The sequence below is a fragment of the Rhizobium lentis genome (genome assembly GCF_014200175.1).
Taxonomy (GTDB): Bacteria; Pseudomonadota; Alphaproteobacteria; order Rhizobiales; family Rhizobiaceae; genus Rhizobium; species Rhizobium mulingense.
Genome location: NZ_JACHBD010000008.1, coordinates 295,208 through 312,941, shown reverse-complemented (window position 1 = coordinate 312,941; position 17,734 = coordinate 295,208). Strand labels below are relative to the sequence as shown.

At 61.1% G+C, this 17,734-nt stretch carries 17 protein-coding genes and 1 riboswitch; of the genes, 12 read left to right on the top strand and 5 right to left on the bottom strand.

Annotated elements, in window-relative coordinates:
* The first annotated feature begins 100 nt into the window (after positions 1-100).
* Positions 101-763, top strand: coding sequence for a sulfite oxidase-like oxidoreductase (locus tag GGI60_RS20370; protein ID WP_183918159.1), 663 nt, complete (start codon positions 101-103; stop codon positions 761-763).
* Here GGI60_RS20370 and GGI60_RS20365 read toward each other — a convergent pair.
* From GGI60_RS20365 to GGI60_RS20355, 3 genes are read right to left on the bottom strand one after another with little or no spacing between them, the layout of a single operon-like run.
* Positions 748-1,371 carry a hypothetical protein gene (locus tag GGI60_RS20365; RefSeq protein ID WP_409527271.1) on the bottom strand — a complete coding sequence of 208 codons (624 nt, stop codon included), beginning with the start codon at positions 1,369-1,371 and terminating at the stop codon, positions 748-750. The two genes, GGI60_RS20370 and GGI60_RS20365, sit on opposite strands and share 16 nt — an antisense overlap.
* A complete protein-coding gene (locus GGI60_RS20360) occupies positions 1,371-2,105 on the bottom strand; it encodes a CbtA family protein (protein ID WP_183918155.1) in 735 nt (244 codons plus the stop codon). The genes GGI60_RS20365 and GGI60_RS20360 overlap by 1 nt, the downstream gene beginning before the upstream one ends.
* Positions 2,106-2,118: 13 nt before the next feature.
* Positions 2,119-2,328, bottom strand: coding sequence for a CbtB-domain containing protein (locus GGI60_RS20355; RefSeq protein WP_010060821.1), 210 nt, complete (start codon positions 2,326-2,328; stop codon positions 2,119-2,121).
* A gap of 50 nt (positions 2,329-2,378) precedes the next feature.
* Positions 2,379-2,454, bottom strand: a riboswitch (cobalamin riboswitch).
* Between the two features lie 131 nt (positions 2,455-2,585).
* On the opposite strand from GGI60_RS20355, the gene GGI60_RS20350 reads away from it, so the two are divergent.
* The 4 genes from GGI60_RS20350 to GGI60_RS20335 all read left to right on the top strand — a co-directional run bounded on the left by GGI60_RS20350 (position 2,586) and on the right by GGI60_RS20335 (position 8,986).
* Positions 2,586-3,140 carry a histidine phosphatase family protein gene (locus GGI60_RS20350; protein WP_183918153.1) on the top strand — a complete coding sequence of 185 codons (555 nt, stop codon included), beginning with the start codon at positions 2,586-2,588 and terminating at the stop codon, positions 3,138-3,140.
* 483 nt (positions 3,141-3,623) lie between these two features.
* A complete protein-coding gene (locus tag GGI60_RS20345; protein WP_183918151.1) occupies positions 3,624-5,195 on the top strand; it encodes a bifunctional diguanylate cyclase/phosphodiesterase in 1,572 nt (523 codons plus the stop codon).
* A gap of 153 nt (positions 5,196-5,348) precedes the next feature.
* A complete protein-coding gene (locus GGI60_RS20340) occupies positions 5,349-6,527 on the top strand; it encodes an acetate/propionate family kinase (RefSeq protein ID WP_183918149.1) in 1,179 nt (392 codons plus the stop codon).
* Between the two features lie 71 nt (positions 6,528-6,598).
* Positions 6,599-8,986 (top strand): phosphoketolase, encoded by a 2,388-nt coding sequence (locus GGI60_RS20335; protein WP_183918148.1) that lies wholly within the window; start codon positions 6,599-6,601, stop codon positions 8,984-8,986.
* A 599-nt stretch (positions 8,987-9,585) separates the two neighbouring features.
* Here GGI60_RS20335 and GGI60_RS20330 read toward each other — a convergent pair.
* Entirely contained in the window at positions 9,586-10,476 is an 891-nt protein-coding gene (locus tag GGI60_RS20330; RefSeq protein ID WP_183918146.1) for a helix-turn-helix domain-containing protein, read from the bottom strand.
* A gap of 118 nt (positions 10,477-10,594) precedes the next feature.
* Between GGI60_RS20330 and pobA the strand changes: the two genes are divergently transcribed.
* The 6 genes from pobA to GGI60_RS20300 all read left to right on the top strand — a co-directional run bounded on the left by pobA (position 10,595) and on the right by GGI60_RS20300 (position 16,510).
* Positions 10,595-11,767 carry a 4-hydroxybenzoate 3-monooxygenase gene (gene pobA, locus GGI60_RS20325; RefSeq protein ID WP_183918144.1) on the top strand — a complete coding sequence of 391 codons (1,173 nt, stop codon included), beginning with the start codon at positions 10,595-10,597 and terminating at the stop codon, positions 11,765-11,767.
* Positions 11,768-11,943: 176 nt separating this feature from the next.
* Entirely contained in the window at positions 11,944-13,116 is a 1,173-nt protein-coding gene (locus GGI60_RS20320; RefSeq protein WP_183918141.1) for an ABC transporter substrate-binding protein, read from the top strand.
* A 66-nt stretch (positions 13,117-13,182) separates the two neighbouring features.
* The gene (locus GGI60_RS20315) at positions 13,183-14,046 is read left to right on the top strand and encodes a branched-chain amino acid ABC transporter permease (protein WP_183918139.1); all 864 of its coding nucleotides are present in this window, start codon (positions 13,183-13,185) and stop codon (positions 14,044-14,046) included.
* Between the two features lies 1 nt (position 14,047).
* Positions 14,048-15,052, top strand: a complete 1,005-nt coding sequence (locus GGI60_RS20310) for a branched-chain amino acid ABC transporter permease (RefSeq protein ID WP_183918137.1) — start codon at positions 14,048-14,050, stop codon at positions 15,050-15,052.
* Positions 15,049-15,813, top strand: coding sequence for an ABC transporter ATP-binding protein (locus GGI60_RS20305; protein WP_183918135.1), 765 nt, complete (start codon positions 15,049-15,051; stop codon positions 15,811-15,813). Before GGI60_RS20310 ends, GGI60_RS20305 begins: the two co-directional genes overlap by 4 nt.
* Positions 15,794-16,510, top strand: a complete 717-nt coding sequence (locus tag GGI60_RS20300) for an ABC transporter ATP-binding protein (RefSeq protein WP_183918132.1) — start codon at positions 15,794-15,796, stop codon at positions 16,508-16,510. Before GGI60_RS20305 ends, GGI60_RS20300 begins: the two co-directional genes overlap by 20 nt.
* A 21-nt stretch (positions 16,511-16,531) precedes the next feature.
* Here GGI60_RS20300 and GGI60_RS20295 read toward each other — a convergent pair whose 3' ends face one another.
* Positions 16,532-16,813 carry a hypothetical protein gene (locus GGI60_RS20295; RefSeq protein ID WP_183918130.1) on the bottom strand — a complete coding sequence of 94 codons (282 nt, stop codon included), beginning with the start codon at positions 16,811-16,813 and terminating at the stop codon, positions 16,532-16,534.
* Positions 16,814-16,844: 31 nt separating this feature from the next.
* Here GGI60_RS20295 and GGI60_RS20290 point away from each other — a divergent pair, with 31 nt between their 5' ends.
* Entirely contained in the window at positions 16,845-17,672 is an 828-nt protein-coding gene (locus GGI60_RS20290) for a VCBS domain-containing protein (protein WP_183918128.1), read from the top strand.
* The last annotated feature ends 62 nt before the right edge of the window (positions 17,673-17,734 follow it).

Below are 17,734 nucleotides of genomic sequence, written 5' to 3'. Positions count from 1 at the left end.
TCCAAGTCTAATGATACGGACGGGGATTTCCAAGGGTCTGCCGAAACTTGACACCCCGTCGGCCGGATGCCCTATTGCGGCAACGCAAGGAGACCCACTCATGAGCGACGACCAGACGCCCGCCGACAGCAAACTGACCAGTTCCAAGCGCCGCTGGGCGGCGGAGGGCAAATTCCTGACCGGTCGCGTCAGCCGTCCGGAAGCCGAGCGCCTGCCGCCCGGCCAGCACCTCGTCAAAAATTGGCCGGTGCTCGACCTCGGCCAGCAGCCCGTCATCTCCACCGACAGCTGGCGGCTCGATGTCCGCGGCCTGGTCGAAACGCCGCTCACCCTCGACTGGGCCGCCTTCCAGGCGATCGAGCAGAGCACCAGGATCAGTGATATCCACTGCGTCACCACCTGGTCGCGTTATGACAACAACTGGAAGGGCGTTTCGACGCGGGATCTGCTCGATCTCGCCATGCCGAAGCCGGATGCGGCCTACGTCCTGCTGACGAGTTATGACGGGTACACCACCAACCTGCCGCTTGCCGATTTCGCCGCCGAGGACGCGATCCTGGCGACATCATGGGAGGGCCTGCCGCTGACGCCCGATCACGGCGGCCCGATGCGCCTCGTCGTGCCGCATCTCTATTTCTGGAAAAGCGCCAAATGGCTGCGCCGGATCGAGCTGATGCCCGCCGACGAGGCCGGTTTCTGGGAAAAGAACGGTTACCACATGTATGGCGATCCGTGGCGCGAACAGCGCTATTCCGACGACTGAGCCTTCGGCCGCAAGACGCCTCTCAACACAAGGCCGGCAAGACCAAACAGGGCAGCCAATCCCGTCAAAGATGCCATGCTGGCAGGATGAAGCGGCACCCTGCTCCAATTTGGCTTGACGACCTGGGCGGTGTTGAAAGCCTCGCCGCTAAACTGGCAGGTGATGAGCGCAAGCCCGCGCCGCGCCATGTCGATGTCGATGGCTGAGATGATTTCGCCCGCCGCAGTCGCCTCCCGCGGCATCTCCCGCATCGCCATCAGTACGGCTTTCGTCGCCGCGAGATAGGCATGAGCGCATTCGTTGAAAGGGCTTTCCTCGTCCGTCACGCTGCCCGGCATTCGGCCCCAGACGCAATAGGAATACTGGATCTCGGCGTAGTTCAGGACGCGGCGGAACGGTTCGTTGGTATCGACCGCCCGCGACGCCAGCGCGATAATCTCGCCGCGGTAATCGGCAATGACCGCCATCTCGCCGTGGGAAATGGCCGGGATCTCGAGGCCGGTATGGCTGCCGCCGGCGCGGCGCTCATGGGCGGACGTGTTTCCCGCAAGCAATGGGAACAGGCTTGCGATCAGAGCCAGAGCCGCAAGCCTGCCGATGGGCCGGATCACCGGAAGGCGGGCCGCAGCCCGCCCTTGAGGGCAAGCCGTCTTTCCGCCAGCGCTCCGAAGGCAAGGCCGAGCGTTGCCCAGAGAATCGCGTGCATGCCGAGCGAGGTCGTGCGGAACCGCCAGAGCACCATCGCCGAGAAATTCTCAGGCACTTCGTTGATCGGCGGCAGCAGATAAAGCACGACGCCGATAAACACGAGATAGGCGAGAGCGGCGACGATCGCGCCGTTCCAAAGCCCGAAACGCTCGGAGAGGCGGCGCGACAGCGCCACGGCGGCAATCAGCGCCCCAACCGAAACTACGATCATCAGGAAGAACAGCTCGGTCCTGACGCCGATCGTGTCGGGATTGCCGACCGCCGGCGGGTTGGCCGGATATTTGATGCCGGGGACGAGAACGATGGCCACGAAGGCGGCAATGGCGATGACGGCCGAGGTGCCACGCGCCGAATGAGCGCTGAAGCGGCCATGCACGAGAGCAAAAGCGAGGGCAAAAAGCCCGCCGACGGCAACGCTGTAGGCCATAACGCCGGTGAAGAGGCCGAGACCGGCCTGCGTGGCGCGGCTGACGACTTCAGGTTCGGTCGCTTGCCCGGCCGCCTGCGCGCTGGCCTCTTCGAAAGCGATCGCCGCATCGACCAGCGGTTCGCCGAAGATATGGGCGAAAGCGAAAACGAGAATGCCAGCAATCACGCCCGCGAACATGCCGCGAAGCAAAAGATTTCCAACCATGTCGGGAACTCCCTTAGTGGCAGGGAAAGCCGAGGAGATGACGGCCGTCATGCACGAATTCATGCACATACATGCCGTTGAACAGCGCCATCGCGCCCTCCTCGGTGCCGACGAAGTAGATGGCGATGAGCATCAGCAGGCCGCCGAAGATCGCCCAGGGAAGAATTTCGCCGACGGGGATCGGCGCCGGTGCCGCGACGGGCGTGAAAGTGGTGTCAGACATGTATTCCTCCGGAATGACGCGTTCAGTCGAAAGAGTGCTTGTGCGGCAGGGTCTGACTTCCAGCGCGAAGAGCTTTCGACACGCTGGTCACAGTGGCGCGACCGCGCCGGATTCCCACCGGCTTCCAAACCCGCAACAGCCCGGTTATAGCTGCACGCTGAAGAGACTGTCAACGAAACTTCGCAAGCTGGCAAAGCGTCCTTTGGCGCCGGAACAGACGCGCGGCGCTGCAGTCGTGTCGAAAGGTCAGAACGATCGTGAATACGCGCCTCACCTGGATCTGCAACGGTGCGACGGCGGCGAGCCGCAAGGCCCTTTTCCCGCTCGACGAACCGCTTGAGGGCAAAGCGGAAGAGGAAGCCGGCAAGATCGCCGCCCTGCCCCGCGCGGATCGTATCGTCACGAGCCCCGCCTTGCGCGCCCGCCAGACCGCCGAGGCGCTACGCCTCGAAGCCCTGGCGGATCCGGCGCTTCGTGATTGCGACCACGGCCGCTGGGCCGGCAGGCCGATCGCGGCGGTCGAGGCGGAAGAACCGGAAAGCCTCATGGCCTGGATGACCGAGCCGGCGGCAGCACCGCACGGCGGCGAGAGCCTTGTTGATCTGCGAAAGCGCGTCGCCGGCTGGATGGACACCCAATCGGCCCTCGGCGGTCACGTCATCGCCGTCAGCCATGCGGCTGTCATCCGGGCGGCGGTCGCGCATGTGCTTCAGGCGCCGCCCTCCTCTTTCTGGTTGAACGACGTCGAGCCGCTCGCCATCCTTCGCATGACCAGCAACGGCAGTCGCTGGTCTCTGCGCTTCCAGCATTAGAGATTCCTCATTCTATCCAGCCTTACACAAGCAAATTGCGTCATCCCTGTTGAACCCGGTTTTGCGGGGACTACTTCCTTGTCCCAAGGAGATGGACGAATGACATATGATTGGAGTGGAGAACGCACGCGGCGCCTGCGTTTCATGCGCGTCGCCACGTTCACGGTTCTGGCCGGTCTCATCGTCAGCGTTCCGCTGCTGATCGTCACCGCCTGAAGCACGAGAAAGGGCGAGCATGCGACAGCACGCTCGCCTTCGTTTGTCTTCCTGATCTTTGCAGCGCCAACCACCTGCAGCATTATTCTCCTTCTGGTCGAAATCTGTGAAACAGCCGCGATGACAATCCCGGTTACATCGCAAGCGTCATCCAGGCTCCTGACGGCGCATCCGCGCACTTCCCCCTCTGATAGTTCGCCTTCTGGTTTCAACGAACATTTCAGACTTTTGTGATATCTCGACGCGGGTGGAGATGGAGAAGGCATAATGCCGGTGTTTTTCCAGAGCAGAGCCGGAAGGCAATGCATGTCGATCGTCGGTTTGGGGATAACCCTCTGGCTCCTCGGTACGCTGCTCCGGTTCGACGACAGCCTCGCTTCATTCATGACCGATTTCGGCGCATACGGTGCCGACAAGCTCGTTCTAGGGCTCGGCATCGCCGGCGCTATGAGCTTCATCTATTCGGTGCTGCGCATTGCCGATCTGCGCAAGGAAATGGAATTGCGCGTCGCCGCTCAGGTGAAGGCCGATTGGACGGCAACTCATGATCAACTGACCAAGCTGCCGAACCGCTACGCCTTCGAGCGCAGGGCTCTCGCTCGGCCGATCAAGGACGCCGAAGCCGAAATCGAGAAATGGGACGACAACGTCACCATCTTCTCTGTCGATCTCGACGGCTTCAAGAAAGTCAACGATCTCGTCGGCCACAAGGGCGGTGACGTGTTGCTGATCGAAATCGCCAGGCGCATCTGCGCGCTCGGCAATGCCGATTGCGTCTACCGCTTTGGCGGTGACGAATTCATCATCGTCGCCTTTGCCCTGACGGCTGAGCGCGAGGAGCGTTTCGCCAAGCTGCTGATCCAGGCCGTGACCCGGCCGATCCATATCGATGGCTTTGCCGTCGAAGTCGGCGCCAGCGTCGGCTACGATCGCTGGGCTGAGGGAGCCGAACCGCTGGAAGATGCCGCCCATCGTGCCGACCTCGCCATGTACGAGGCCAAATCACGTGGCCCCAACCATTTTCTCGTCTTCGAAACCTCGATGCAGGACAAGGTAACCGAGCGCGCCGCTTTGGAAACCAGGCTGCGCGCCGCAATCGCCAATAAGGACATCAAGCCCTTCTATCAGCCGCTGATCGACCTGAAGACCGGCCAGCTCTGCGGTTTCGAAGCGCTCGCGCGCTGGACGGGCGAGGATGGCATCCGCATTCCGCCGCCGGTCTTTATCGAAATTGCCGAGGAAACCGGCATGATCACCGCCTTGTTCGAGGATCTCCTCGCCCAGGCCTGCAGCGACGCGCTCACCTGGCCGGCGCATGTCATGTTGTCCTTCAACGTCTCGCCGGTGCAGATGGAAGACAAGCTCTTGACATCCCGCATCCTCAAGGTGCTGTCGGCAACCCGGCTGCCGCCGCAACGCCTGGAAGTCGAGATCACCGAGAACGCGCTGATTCAGGATCCCGCTATCGCCGCCGTCATTCTCGAAGAACTGCATGCTGCCGGCATCCAGATCGCTCTCGATGATTTCGGCACAGGCTATTCCAGCCTCGCCCAGCTCGCCCGCTATCGCTTCGACAAGATCAAGATCGACAAAAGCTTCATCGCCACCTATCGCGACGACGAGCGCCAGGAAAAGATCGTCCGCGCCATGCTTGGCCTCGGCAGAAGCCTCAATATCAAGACGACTGCGGAAGGCGTCGAGGAGCATGGCCAGCTCGCCTTCCTGCTGCAGCTCGGCTGCGACATAGGCCAGGGCTATCTTTTCGGCAAGGCGATGTCCGCCGCCGAGGCAAGCATCTTCATCCGCGATCGCAACGCCAATCTGGCGTCGACGGCCTGACCCTAGCGTAATTCAACAAAACTGCCCCAAGCTTGGCGTCGTGCCGGCCGCCACGAACCGTCAGCATGTTGCGCACGGGCTGCCATGCCTTTCCAGCGGGAGTTTCGGCGCTAAGTTCGGTCATCGTGACGACTGTGCGGAGTCTCTGAAGACATGTCATCCACCGACCTCCTCCTGACCTTCAACGCCGGCTCATCGACTGTGAAGGTCGGCGTCTTCTCGATCGATAGCGCCGAGGCACGACACCTCGGAAAGGGCGTCATCGACCTCCGCGCCGAGCCGCTCTCGCTTGGACTGACCAGGGAATCTCAGACATTCCACATGCCGCTGAGGGCGGAGGTGACGGACGATCTGCACGGCGTTATCGACGAGACCTTCGCGCTTCTCGCCGATCATTTCGACATGGCTGCCGCAGTCGCTGTCGGCCACCGCGTCGTCCATGGCGGCGAGCGCTTCACGAGCGCCGTCGCGCTCGATGACGCCGCCACCGATGGGATCGAAGCGCTGATCCCGCTCGCGCCTCTGCACCAACCGCAAGCGCTGCGCTTCATCCGCGCGCTCCGTCACCTGAAGCCGCATCTTGTCCAGACAGCCTCCTTCGACACGGCCTTCCATGCCACGCAGGACGATCTCGTTCGCCGCCTCGCCATACCCCGTTCCCTGCATGACGAGGGCATCAAGCGTTACGGCTTCCACGGGCTTTCTTATAAGTTCATCGCCAGTGAACTCGCTCGCAAAGCGCCGCATGCGGCAAAGGTTGTGGTCGCCCATCTCGGCAGCGGCGCCAGCCTCTGTGCGATGGAAGACGGCATCAGCCGCGATTGCAGCATGGGCTTTTCGACCCTCGACGGCATCCCGATGGCGACACGCCCGGGCTGCCTCGATCCCGGCGTGATCCTGCACCTGGCAGGAGAGAGAAAACGATCCCTGGGTGAGATCGAGGATCTGCTCTATCACCGCTCAGGCCTGCTCGGTGTTTCCGGTATCAGCGCCGATACGCGCGATCTGTTGACGGACGGCCGCCCGGAAGCGCGCCAGGCGATCGACCTTTTCACACTGCGCATTGCCGGCGAGATCGGCCGCATGGCGGTAACCCTCCGCGGCCTCGATGCCGTCGTCTTCACCGCCGGCATAGGCGAGCATCAGCCGGAAATCCGCGTCGGCGTGGCGAAACGCCTGTCCTGGCTCGGCCTTTCGATTGATGAAAAGGCCAACGCCGCCGACAGTTTCACGATCAGCACCGGGGAAAGCCGTATCGCCGCCCATGTCGTTGCCACGGACGAAGAACAGGTGATCGCCGACGAGGCGCTGTCCGTTCTTCGCGCCCGCTGATCCAGATCAACGGCGCGCTGGCGCTAACGGCTAGAACTGACGTTGAACGCGTTTTCGAACGGGAGAAGCCCATGGAAAAGCATGTCTCGACCGCCGCCGCCCTGACCGATGCTGAACTCACCCTGATCGACCGCTACTGGCGGGCGGCCAACTATCTCTCGGTCGGTCAGATCTACCTGCTTGCCAATCCGCTGCTGCGCGAGCCGCTGAAGTCAGAGCACATCAAGCCCCGCCTGCTCGGCCACTGGGGCACGACACCGGGCCTCAACTTCATTTATGCGCATCTGAACCGCCTCATCCGCGCCCGCGATCTCGATGTCGTCTATATGTGCGGCCCCGGCCACGGCGGCCCGGGCATGGTCGCCAACACCTATCTCGAAGGCAGCTACAGCGAAATCTATCCCGATATTTCCGAGGATGCCGAAGGCATGCGCAAGCTCTTCCGGCAATTCTCCTTCCCCGGCGGCATCCCAAGCCACGCGGCGCCGGAAACGCCCGGATCGATCCACGAGGGCGGCGAGCTTGGCTATGCCCTCGTCCATGCCTATGGCGCGGCCTTCGACAATCCCGACCTGATCGTCACCTGCGTCGTCGGCGACGGCGAGGCCGAAACCGGACCGCTGGCCGCCAGCTGGCATTCCAACAAGTTCCTCAATCCCGCCCGCGACGGCGCGGTTCTGCCGATCCTGCATTTGAACGGCTACAAGATCGCCAACCCGACCATTCTCGCTCGCACCGGTGACGACAACCTCCGGCGCCTCTTCGAGGGCTACGGCTACGAACCCTTCTTCGTCGAGGGCCATGAGCCGCAAGACATGCATCGGCAGATGGCCGCGACCCTTGACCGGATCTTTGACCGCATCGGCGAAATCCAGAGGCAGGCCCTCAACGGCGAGGCTGCGGACGGCTGCCCGCGCTGGCCGATGATCGTACTGCGCAGCCCCAAGGGCTGGACGGGCCCGAAGGAGGTGGACGGCAAGAAGGTGGAAGGCTTCTGGCGCGCCCATCAAGTGCCGGTTTCCAACTGCCGCGGGGACGATGGCCACCGCAAGATCCTCGAGGACTGGATGCGCAGCTACAATCCGGAAGATCTCTTCGGTTCCGACGGCCGATTAAAGCCTGAGCTGCGCGCCCTTGCCCCTCTCGGCAAGCGCCGTATGGGCGCCAATCCGCATGCCAATGGCGGCTTGCTGCGCACGGAATTGGTCGTTCCCGATATCAGGGACTATGCGGTCGACACCGGCAGGCGCGGCAGCGTCATGGCGCAGTCGACGCAGATCCTCGGCCATTACCTGCGCGACACGATGAAGCTCAATGCGGAGGGGGCGAACTTCCGCATCTTCGGCCCCGACGAGACGGAATCGAACCGCCTCGGCAGCGTCTTCGACGTCACCGACCGCGTCTGGATGGAAGATATCGAACCCTACGATATCAATCTCTCCCGCGACGGGCGCGTCATGGAGGTGCTCTCCGAACATCTCTGCCAGGGCTGGCTGGAAGGCTACCTGCTGACCGGCCGGCACGGCCTCTTTTCCTGCTACGAGGCCTTCATCCACATCATCGATTCCATGTTCAACCAGCATGCGAAATGGCTGAAGGTGACGCGCGAGCTCGAATGGCGAAAGCCGATTTCCTCGCTGAACTATCTGCTGACCTCGCATGTCTGGCGCCAGGACCATAACGGCTTCAGCCATCAGGACCCCGGCTTCGTCGATCTCGTCGCCAACAAGAAGGCCGATATCGTCCGCATCTACCTGCCGCCGGATGCCAATACCCTGCTCTGGGTCGGCGATCATTGCCTACGCACCTACGACCGCGTCAACGTCATCGTCGCCGGCAAGCAGCCGGAGCCGCAATGGCTGTCGATGGACGAAGCGATAAAACATTGCGAAGCCGGCATCGGCATCTGGCACTGGGCGAGCAACGAGGAGGACGCGATCTCGCCCGATCTCGTCATGGCCTGCGCCGGCGACGTGCCGACCATGGAGACGCTCGCCGCCGTCGATCTCTTACGCAAGGCTATTCCGGAGCTGAAAATCCGCACCGTCAACGTCGTCGACCTGCTGGCGCTGCAATCCAGCGACCAGCATCCGCACGGCCTTTCCGACGAAGCCTTCGACGCGATCTTCACCTCGGACAAGCCTGTCATCTTCGCCTATCACGGCTACCCCTATCTCATCCACCGCCTGACCTATAAGCGCACCAACCACGAAAACATCCATGTCCGCGGCTTCATCGAGGAGGGAACGACGACCACCCCCTTCGACATGACCGTCCTCAACCAGCTCGACCGCTTCCATCTCGCCATCGAAGCCATCGAGCGCGTCCCGGGCCTGAAGGAAAAGGCAGGTGAAACCCTCGCCGCCCTCCGCGGCAAGCTTGCCGCGCATCACGACTATGTCAGGGAACATGGCGAGGACATGCCGGAGGTGAGTGGATGGGTGTGGCCGGCGCCGTGAGCCGAAGAGCAGGCACAATTCGCCGGAAGGGCCAATTGCGCTTTGGCTGGATTGATTATTTTAGCAGCGTCGGGCAAGCTCAGTCTCGGCGAAGAAACTATGGGCAATGCACGTAGAGAAAATAAGCAGAAATTGAATACGACGCTCGAGATACAATGTTTTTTTCTATAAGAAACTTAAAGGTTTTAGATATAATAGCGGCATTGCTGCTGGTTCTGGAAATTATTTACATTTGGAAAAACGTTCATTTTTATACAAACTCGGAATTATACAATATTTACATAACAGGACATTATCGCAACTTCAAAAAGATACGAGGAAATGACAAAATGTTCGTTGCCGTCAACAAAATGATCAACTGCAACGAAGCCACAATGGGTAAGGCAGATAGAATTGATATCGCGACATCTTCTGTGTTTTTTATACAGACGTCGATGTTCCTCGAAGTGAGTTTTAAGAAAACCGAGAATGGCCAATGCATAGATCAGATGATGTTTAGAAGCATGCCCGGTTAAGGAATCCTGGAGAAAAGCGAGCAATTGATGCGATAGAGACCGCATAGGGAGTTATTGGCGAGTGACTGTTGACAATCGCCACCGCTACGCACCATCGAGCCGAATCTTCTCCTTCATGCGCCAGACCCGCGGTGTTTCTCCCGTATATTTGAGGAAGAAGCGCGAGAAATAGGCGGGATCGGTGAAGCCGAGCCGAAAGCCGATCTCCTGAACGCTGCCGAGCGTAAAAACCAGCTGGCGCTTCGCCTCCTCGACAAGCTGGCCGGCGATCAGTTCGTGCGGCGTGCTGCCGGTCATCGACCGGACGATCCGGGTGAGATGCGTCGGCGAAAGCCCGAGTTCCCTGGCATAGAAGGATGCGGGCTTGTGGGATCGGAAATGTTGCTGAATGAGCTCGCCCAGCATCTCCATCCGTCGCTCGTTTTCGTTTGACGAAAGCTCCCGCGTACTCCCCTCATGGGAAATCCGCGCCGTCAGCCGCAGCGCCAGGGCGACGTAGGCTGCCAAGACCTCGTTGCGGCCACTGCGGCGGTTTTCGAATTCGTCGCCCAGCCGCCGCAGCGTCTGCATCACATGGGCAGCCTCGGCATGATCGGGATCGAGCGGCGTCAGATGCGGCGTCGCCAGCCATTCGCCGTGATGGCTCCGCTCGCCGGGCGGGTGGCTGAGATGAGACCGCAATATGGTAATGACGAGACCGTCGATATCGCGTGAAAAACGAAAGCCGTGATGGAGCCCGGGCGGAACCGTAATGACCGCCGGCGGCCGGATGGCATGGCTCTTCTCGCCGAAGATCGCATCGCCCGAACCGGCTTCGATGTACAATATCTGAAAGAAGCTCTCGTGACGGTGAAGACGAATTTCCCATTGATGCAGGCTGCTGCGCGAGCGAATTGTTTCGCAATGCAACCAGAATTCCGGCGATCGCCCGATGTTTTCGCCGTAGAGCTCGTAGGTTGGTATCTGTCTGCTCATCGGCTCCCTCCCGCGCCAATGTTCGATTAGTGCAATTTTTAGGCTGGAATGTCCATTGTGGCGATCCGGCCGGCGCGGCAGAATCTGACAAGACGGAAAAATGTCGGGGAGGAAGCATTTGCGAACCCAGGTCGCCATCATCGGTTCGGGACCATCCGGCTTGCTGCTCGGCCAGCTTCTGACCGAAGCCGGCATCGACAATGTCGTCCTCGACCGCGTGAACAAGGATTACATCCTCGGCCGGGTCCGAGCCGGCGTTCTCGAGGAAGGCACCGTCGGGCTGCTGGATGAAGCCAAGGCTGGAGCGAGGCTACATGCCGAAGGCCTGCCGCATGACGGCTTCTCGCTCGCCTTCGACGGACGCGACCATCGCATCGACCTGCATGAACTGACCGGCGGCCGGCGCGTCACCGTCTACGGGCAGACCGAGGTGACGCGCGACCTGATGGAGCAGCGCGAAGCAAGCGGCGCCCTGTCGATCTACAATGCCGCCGATGTCGCACCGCATGATTTCGACGGCCGCTCTCCTTTCGTTACCTATATGAAAGACGGCGCTGCCAGGCGCATCGATTGCGATTTCATCGCCGGCTGCGACGGTTTTCACGGAGCAAGCCGCAAGGCCGTCCCCGAAGGGGCGACCCGGAGTTTCGAAAAGGTCTATCCTTTCGGCTGGCTGGGCCTGCTTGCCGACGTGGCGCCCGTCAGCCATGAACTGATCTACGCCAACCACCCGAGGGGTTTCGCGCTCTGCTCGATGCGCTCGGCCACGCGCAGCCGCTACTATATCCAATGCCCGCTCGACGAGAAGGTCGAGGACTGGAGCGATGAGCGCTTCTGGGACGAGCTGAGACGGCGTCTGCCGGCACATCACGCCGAGGCGCTGAAAACTGCGCCGTCCTTCGAGAAATCGATCGCGCCTTTACGCTCCTTTGTCGCCGAGCCGATGCGTTTCGGCCGGCTTTTCCTTGTCGGCGACGCCGCCCATATCGTGCCGCCGACCGGCGCCAAGGGGCTGAACCTTGCAGCCAGCGACGTCCACTATCTATTCTCCGGGCTGCTCATGCATTACCGCGAAGGCTCGGATCATGGCATCGACGACTATTCGCAGGTTGCACTTGCCCGTGTGTGGAAGGCAGTGCGGTTTTCCTGGTGGATGACGACGATGATGCATCGTTTCCCCGATACCGGTGATTTCGATCAGAGGATTCAGGAGGCCGAGCTCGACTATCTCACGCATTCCCGCGCCGCCTCGACGGTCCTTGCCGAAAATTATGTGGGGTTGCCGTTCTGAAGGATTGCGGATGAAGGTTGCGCGCACTCGCAGCGAACCGGGTGTTCGAGACGCAGAACCATAACCAGCAGATCATGTATTTGGGGTTTTATTTCATTTTACATCACCATTTCGCATGACAAGCTAACCTGAAATTCAATACGGCGCTGGAGTACGCCGAAAAGGGAGAGAGAAGAATGAGGAAGCTGTTTCTGGCCGCCGCTGCGGCAATTGTTATGGGCACCAGCGCCTATGCCGACACCATCAAGGTCGGCGTCATCGGGCCGTTCTCCGGTCCCTTCGCGCTCCAGGGCAAGAACTTCAAGGCCGGTATCGACGCTTATATGGCTGTCAACGGCAGCAAGGTCGGCAGCGACACGGTCGAGATCGTCTACCGCGACGTGCCGCAGGCCGACCCGGCCCAATCCAAGGCGCTGGCGCAGGAACTGATCGTCAAGGAAAAAGTCCAGTATCTCGCCGGCTTCTATTTCACCCCCGACGCCATGGCGGTGACGCCGATCCTGAAGCAGGGCAACGTGCCGATGGTCGTTATGAACGCCGCGACCTCGGCGATCGTCACCAAGAGCCCGCTTGTTGTGCGCACCTCGTTCACGACCTGGCAGACCTCGACTCCGATCGCAAAAGTCGCCTTCGACGCCGGCGTCAAGAAGGTGATCTCTGTCGTCAGCGATTACGGCCCCGGCATCGACGCCGAGAATGCCTTCAAGACCGGCTTCGAAAAGGCCGGCGGCCAGGTGGTCGAGGCGATCCGCATGCCGCTTGCGACCAACGATTTCAGCCCGATCATGCAGCGCATCAAGGACTCCGGCGCTGAGGGCGTCTTCGCCTTCCTGCCGTCGGGACCGACGACCCTCGGCTTCGTCAAGGCTTACAACGAAAACGGTCTGAAGGCCGCCGGCATCAAGTTCTTCGCACCGGGCGACCTGACGCAGGAATCCGACCTGCCGGCGCTGGGTGACGCCGCGCTCGGCATTCAGACGACCTTCCACTATGCCGTGTCGCACGATTCTCCCGAGAACAAGGCTTTCGTCGAGGCGGCCACCAAGGCGATCGGCAACAAGGCCGAACTCTCCTTCCCCGCAGTCAGCGCCTATGACGGCATGTATGTCATCTACAAAATGATCGAGGCGACGGGCGGCAAGCAGGATGCCGAGAAGGCTGTCGATGCGGTAAAGGGCCTTGCCTGGGTGAGCCCGCGCGGCCCGGTTTCGATCGATCCGGAAAGCCGCCACATCACGCAGAACATCTATCTGCGCGAAGTCGCCAAGGCCGACGACGGGACCTACATCAACAAGGAGGTCCAGACCTTCGAGAAGCAGGGCGATCCGGGCCTGGCAGCGGCCAAGTAACATCGGGCGTCAGAACATGCGGCGAACCTGGAATCCCAGGCCCGTCGCATTCAAGTAGGTAGTTCCATGCAAACAGTCTTCAGCATAGCCGTCGACGCGCTGGCCTATGGCATGGTGCTCTTCGTGATATCGATCGGCCTTTCCGTCACCATGGGGCTGATGCGCGTCGTCAACCTCGCGCACGGCGCCTTCGCCATGATCGGGGGCTACATCGCCTCCTATGCCGCGCGTGACCTCGGCCTCGGTTATGCCATGGCAATCATTGCTGCCGTGGTCGCCACGATCATCATTGCAATCCCTCTCGAGCGCTTCCTCTATCGTCGGATCTACGGCGCGCCGGAACTGACCCAGGTGCTGATGACGATCGGCATCACCTTCTGCATCATCGGCATGTCCAATTACCTGATGGGACCAACGCTGAAGACCATACCGCTTGCCGCAGCGCTGCAGGGTTCGGCCGATCTCGGATTTCGCACCATTCCCGTTCACCGGCTTTTCGCCATCCTCTGCGGCCTCGCCGTGGCGCTGGCGCTCTGGTTCGCAATCGAAAGGACGAACTTCGGCGTCAAGCTGCGCGCCTCGGTGGACGATGCGGCGATGGCGGCGGCACTCGGCGTGCGCACCGAGATCATCTATGCGGTGAGCTTTGCCATCGCCGTCGGGCTTGCCGCCTTGGGCGGCGTGGTCGGCGCCGAACTCTTGCCGGTCGAGCCCTATTATGCGCTGCGCTACATGGTGACCTTCCTGGTCGTCGTCTCCGTCGGCGGCGCCGGCTCCATTCCCGGCGCGCTGATCGCCTGCCTGCTGCTCGGCGCGATCGATACAACGGGCCGCTATCTGATGCCGGAGTTCGGGGAATTCTTCTTCTATCTTGCCGTGATCGCGATCATCTGCGTCTTCCCGCGCGGCCTTGCCGGGAGGGCGAAGTGAGATGGCGCTTGTGTTGAACAACGAAAACGGACGTCTCCAGCATCGGCGCGGTTATGTCAGCCGCGATCTCGCCGGCATCATCGTGATCATCGCCGTTGCCGCCATCGGCTATTTCGCCTTCCCCGATAATCTCGCGCTTCTGACGCGGATGATCACCATCGCGCTGCTCGTGCTATCGCTCGATCTCGTGACCGGTTATTGCGGCGTTGCAACGCTCGGCCATGCAGCCCTGTTCGGCTCCGGCGCCTATGCCGCCGGCGTCCTGTCGGCGCATTACGGCATCAATGATCCGCTGCTGATGCTGCTTGCCGGCATTGCCGGCGGCGTAGCTGCCGGGCTGCTCAGCGGCGAGATCATTCTGCGCGCGCACGGCCTGCCGCAACTCGTGCTGTCGATTGCCCTCATCCACCTCTTCCACGAATTCGCCAACAAGGCCTCCTCATGGACAGGAGGCAGTGATGGACTTTCCGGCATCGCGCCCGACCCGGTCCTCGGCTTTTTTGAATTCGATCTTTATGGCCGCACCGCCTTCTTTTTCGGAATGACGCTGCTGCTTGTTGTCTTCGTGCTGCTGAGATTGCTGGTGCGTTCACCCTTCGGCATGCTCTGCCGCGCCATCAAGCAGGACCCGTTGCGTATCCGCGCCATGGGTGGTTCGCCGAAGGGCGCACTCATCAGGATGTACGCCATCTCGGGCGCGGTTGCCGGGGTCGGCGGCGCCTTGAACGCGATCTCGACGCAGGTCGTCGGCCTGGACAGCCTGTCCTTCACCCAGTCGGCCGAGGCGCTCGTCATGCTTGTGCTCGGCGGCACCGGCTCTCTTTTTGGCGCGCTCTCCGGCACGATCATCTTCATGCTCTTCGAGGACTATGTCTCGGCCGCCAATCCCTTCCACTGGCTGACCATGGTCGGTGCGCTCTTGATCGCCGTCGTGCTCTTCGCGCCGAAAGGGCTTTACGGAACGGCCGCAAATTTCATTGACCGCCGCAGGGAGCAGCGCTCATGAGCCATGTCTTTGAAGTCGCCAATCTCCGGAAAGCCTTCGGTGGCCTTGCCGTCACCAATGACGTTTCGCTGGCGATGGCGCCCGGCGACCGCGTCGCGCTGATCGGCCCGAACGGCGCCGGCAAGACCACCTTCGTCAACCTCGTCACCGGCAATCTCCCCCCCGATTCCGGCGAGGTCCGCCTTGGCGGCGAAACGGTGACGGCAGTCAATGCGATCGGCAGGGTCAAACGCGGCCTCGTCCGCTCCTTTCAGGTGACGCGGCTTTTCCAGGACATGACGCCCGCCGAACATGTCGGGCTCGCTGTCCTGCAGCGGGACGGAAAGACCTGGAACATGTTCGGAAATTTCCTCTCGATGCCCGATGTCATGGCCGAGATCGACGACCTCCTGGGAAAGCTCGGACTGACGCCGCTGATGCATCGCAAGGTCAGCGAGATTGCCTATGGACAGCAGCGGCTTCTCGAACTTGCCGTCGCGCTGGCGCTGAAACCGAAGGTGCTGCTGCTCGACGAACCGGCCGCCGGCGTCCCGCAAAGCGATACCGGCCGCATCGAGCAAGCGCTGGCTGATCTGCCCGCCGATCTCGCCGTGCTGATGATCGAACACGACATGGATCTTGTTTTTCGTTTTGCCAAACGTGTCATCGTGCTGGCCGCCGGCGCGATCATCTTTGACGGCCAGCCTGAAGATGTCACTAGGGATGCGCGTGTGCGCGAGGCCTATCTCGGGAGTTATGCCAATGCCAGCCCTGTCGCTTGAAGTCGAAAATCTGTCGGCCGGATACGGGCCGACGGGGGTGTTGGAAGGCATTTCCTTCGCAGTGCCGGCAGGCGCAAAGCTTGCCGTGCTCGGCCGCAACGGCATGGGCAAGACGACGCTGCTGGCAACGCTCGCCGGCCAGACCAGACGCTACGAGGGCCGCATCACCCTTGGCGATGCGGACGTCACAACAGCACCAAGCGCAACACGCGCGCACAAGGGTCTCGGTTATGTGCCGCAGACACGTTGCGTCTTCCCGACGCTGACCGTCGAAGAGAACCTTTTCGTCGGCTTGAAGGCGCGGCCGAAGACGGCGCTGGAGGAAGCCTATGCGCTGTTCCCGCGCCTGAAGGAGCGCCGCCGCAACCTCGGCAACCAACTCTCCGGCGGCGAACAGCAGATGCTTTCGACGGCCCGCACCATTCTCGGCCGCCCGTCGGTGCTGCTGCTCGACGAACCGCTCGAGGGTCTCGCCCCCGTTATCTGCGAGGAACTGATGGCAGCCTTCGCCGGACTCGCCAAGTCAGGCGACATGACCATCCTTCTTGTCGAGCAGCGGATCCAGAGCGCGCTCGATTTCGCCGATCAGGTCGTCATTCTCGAACGAGGGCGGCTGGCCTGGGCGGGAACGCCGACAGACCTATCCAAGGACCACGAAGCCGTCGAAAGCTTGCTCGGAGTGGGCGGCCTGCATTGAAGCAATCAACGCCGGTTATCGTCATGATGACGTCATCATGAGTCTGGCATTATTACGCTGCCTGAAATATTTCTGCTGGCCGAAATTGAGCGAAAGCTTGGACAGGCAGAAGATACCGCATTCCCCCAAAGCGGCATTAGCGTAAGACAGCGCATAAATCTTCATTTCCAAGGGAATAGACGCCGGCGTCAGTTCCTTTACTGGCTCTTGAGCTGCAGACAAATTGCGCCTGTCGGATTTGGCAGGCTGAATTGATCTGACGCTCGTCAAAATCTCGTTGCCAAGCACCCGATAGGGTTGCATGCTTAAACAGAACTTCAGACGGGAGGTAGAAATGGCAAACCACAAGCCGGTCGCAGCGGACGTATACCAGCCCATTTTCGACATCGACAAGTCGGTTGACGGCAACATCCTGGACGGTTCCAGGGATGCCGACGGAGATCTTCTGCGTCTCAACTTCGTCAACGGGCAGCGAATTCCGCAACCGGCCACTCCGGACGGACCGGCCACGACGACGACGATCGAGGGAAAATACGGCACGTTGATCATCTATTCCGACGGCTACTATACCTATGAACTCGATCACTCCAATCCGGTGGTATTAGCGCTCGGCCCTGGAGATCAACTCCTCGACCAGTTCAATTTCAAGATCTCGGACGGCAAAGGCGCCACTGACTTCGGCTTGCTCAATATCACTGTCGATCTGCCGGAGCGTGGCGACATCTTCGTGAATTTCGAGGATGTCGGCAAATATGATTTCCCCACAGGCTACAAGGGCTTCGATTGGGGTGCTTGGCACGATGGTGACGATGCAGTGATACAAAAGGAAGCCGACGGCAACCATTATCTGTCAGGCGGCGTCTTCTGGACACCCATCCAGGCCGCCGACGGCGGCACCTTCCAGATCGAGCAATTCAGCGTGGCAAATGGCACATCTGACTATGACAACGTTCTCACGATCGAAGGTAGGCTGAACGGCGATGCTGTGTTCTTGGTTACGGTCAACGTGACCGCCGACAGCATTCATGACCCGCAAGTGATTGATCTCAGCGCCTATGGCCAGATCGACTATCTCGTGCTCGACACCGAGCCCGTCATTACCGAAACGAGCGGCCCCGATTATTATGGCGCGCAATACGACAACTTCCACTTTGTCGTTTGAGAGAGAGGAAAAGGGCGCCGCGCCAAACATTGCCTCTTTCCGAGCCCGCGCTGCAGCGGCGA

Excerpts from the sequence above, each read along its gene's own strand:
- GGI60_RS20290 (WP_183918128.1), top strand. The coding sequence starts at position 16,845 with ATGGCAAACCACAAGCCGGTCGCAGCGGACGTATACCAGCCCATTTTC.
- GGI60_RS20340 (WP_183918149.1), top strand. The coding sequence starts at position 5,349 with ATGTCATCCACCGACCTCCTCCTGACCTTCAACGCCGGCTCATCGACT.
- GGI60_RS20360 (WP_183918155.1), bottom strand. The coding sequence starts at position 2,105 with ATGGTTGGAAATCTTTTGCTTCGCGGCATGTTCGCGGGCGTGATTGCT.
- GGI60_RS20310 (WP_183918137.1), top strand. The coding sequence starts at position 14,048 with ATGGCGCTTGTGTTGAACAACGAAAACGGACGTCTCCAGCATCGGCGC.
- GGI60_RS20370 (WP_183918159.1), top strand. The coding sequence starts at position 101 with ATGAGCGACGACCAGACGCCCGCCGACAGCAAACTGACCAGTTCCAAG.
- GGI60_RS20330 (WP_183918146.1), bottom strand. The coding sequence starts at position 10,476 with ATGAGCAGACAGATACCAACCTACGAGCTCTACGGCGAAAACATCGGG.
- GGI60_RS20295 (WP_183918130.1), bottom strand. The coding sequence starts at position 16,813 with ATGCAACCCTATCGGGTGCTTGGCAACGAGATTTTGACGAGCGTCAGA.
- GGI60_RS20320 (WP_183918141.1), top strand. The coding sequence starts at position 11,944 with ATGAGGAAGCTGTTTCTGGCCGCCGCTGCGGCAATTGTTATGGGCACC.
- GGI60_RS20315 (WP_183918139.1), top strand. The coding sequence starts at position 13,183 with ATGCAAACAGTCTTCAGCATAGCCGTCGACGCGCTGGCCTATGGCATG.
- GGI60_RS20305 (WP_183918135.1), top strand. The coding sequence starts at position 15,049 with ATGAGCCATGTCTTTGAAGTCGCCAATCTCCGGAAAGCCTTCGGTGGC.
- GGI60_RS20345 (WP_183918151.1), top strand. The coding sequence starts at position 3,624 with ATGCCGGTGTTTTTCCAGAGCAGAGCCGGAAGGCAATGCATGTCGATC.
- GGI60_RS20300 (WP_183918132.1), top strand. The coding sequence starts at position 15,794 with ATGCCAGCCCTGTCGCTTGAAGTCGAAAATCTGTCGGCCGGATACGGG.
- GGI60_RS20355 (WP_010060821.1), bottom strand. The coding sequence starts at position 2,328 with ATGTCTGACACCACTTTCACGCCCGTCGCGGCACCGGCGCCGATCCCC.
- GGI60_RS20335 (WP_183918148.1), top strand. The coding sequence starts at position 6,599 with ATGGAAAAGCATGTCTCGACCGCCGCCGCCCTGACCGATGCTGAACTC.